Annotated in this window: 1 protein-coding gene; it reads right to left on the bottom strand. The window is 68.0% G+C overall.

The window, feature by feature from the left end; all coding sequences use genetic code 11:
* Positions 1-22: 22 nt before the first annotated feature.
* Entirely contained in the window at positions 23-1,180 is a 1,158-nt protein-coding gene (locus tag AB0B76_RS58955) for an IS110 family transposase (protein ID WP_360395199.1), read from the bottom strand.
* Positions 1,181-1,432: the final 252 nt, after the last annotated feature.

Raw genomic sequence — 1,432 nt, 5'->3', positions numbered from 1 at the left:
GCACTCATGGCGCCCCTCTAGGTCAAGGGGTTGGAGTGGGGAATGTTCTAGGCTGATCGGAGGCGGGTTCAGCGTGTGACTTGTCCGAAGAGCCGGCTGTCGGGATTGGGCCGGTCGCGCTGGATTGCAGAGTCGTTCCCGGTTGTCCTGCTGGACCCGCCGCCTCGCTCGTGCGGGCCCGTCGGGCGTCGTGGAGCATGCGTTTGTAGGCGACGTCGGACAGATGGCGTTTGAGGGCGCGGATGGCTTCCATGGTGGTCTTGCCTTCGGCGAGGCGGCGCCGGTAGTAGGCGCGGCCGGGGGTGTCGTGGCGGAGCTGGACGATGGCCATGATGTGCAGGACCCGGTTGATGCGCCGGTTGCCGGCTCTGGATAGCCGGTGGCGTTTCTGGTCGCCGGAGGAGGCATCGAGTGGGGCGGTGCCGTTCCATGACGCGAAGTGCCCGGGGGTGCGGAACCGGTCGATGTCGCCGATGTCGCCGAGGAGGCGGGCTGCGCCGGACGGGCCGATGCCGTTGAGCCCGGTCAGGGTGCTGCCGGCCGCGGCGACCAGGTCACGTAGTTGTTTGTCGGCGGCGCGGATCTTTTCGTCGATGGTGGTGAGTTCGTCGATGAGCTCGCGGGCCAGCCGGTGGCGGGTCTCGGCCACGATGCCGACCGGTTCGGGTGCGGTGCGCAGCAGATAGCTGGCCTGGCCGCGGGTGAGGAACTTCTTCGCCCCGCCCGGCACGATCTCGAGCAGCAACTGGTGGATGCGGCTGACCGTCTCGGTGCGGGCGTGGCCGAGTTCGTCGCGGCGGTCGACCAGCAGCCGCAGCGCGACGGTGGCGTCGTCGAGGCGGACCTGGCGCAGGCCGGGGCTGCGTAGGCCGGCCACGGCCACGCTGTGCGCGTCGACCGGGTCGGTCTTGCGGCCCTGGCCCGTGTCGAACACCCGCACCCGCGATGACAGCTTCGGCGGCACGTCCAGGACAGTTTCACCGTCGGCGACGAGGCGTTGGGCGATGTGCCGGCCGATCCCGGCGCAGCCCTCGACAGCCCACGTCCGGCCAGGAAACCGGCGACCAGCTGCCAGCATCTGCGCGTACCCGTCGGTGTCGGTGCCGTACCGGCCCTGCGCCAGGACGTTCTCGTGCTGATCGATGACTTCGATCGTGGCTGACCGCTTGTGCGGGTCCATCCCAATCACCACACGACTCATCCGCTACCTCTCCTCGTTCGTACACTGTGGACGATCGGCGAGGAGGGCAACGCTACTTTGAGCTGGGCAGTCTCCTCTTGAGCCACTCCAGGCCACGGTGATCGGCGGACGCAAGCCATGTGAGAGTCACACCCACGTGCAGTGGACAGCCGCTTGTGAGAGCCACCCGCCGATCACCTCGACCCAGCCTGGCCGGGCACAGGTCGTAGATCAAATTAGATAAGTAGCCGA

This window comes from Dactylosporangium sp. NPDC049140, assembly GCF_040648435.1.
The sequence above is the reverse complement of the archived record's forward strand: the minus strand, read 5'-3'. Positions and strand labels throughout refer to the sequence as shown.

Bases quoted from the DNA above. Each gene is read 5' to 3' on its own strand.
- AB0B76_RS58955 (WP_360395199.1), bottom strand. From the start codon at position 1,180: ATGGACCCGCACAAGCGGTCAGCCACGATCGAAGTCATCGATCAGCAC.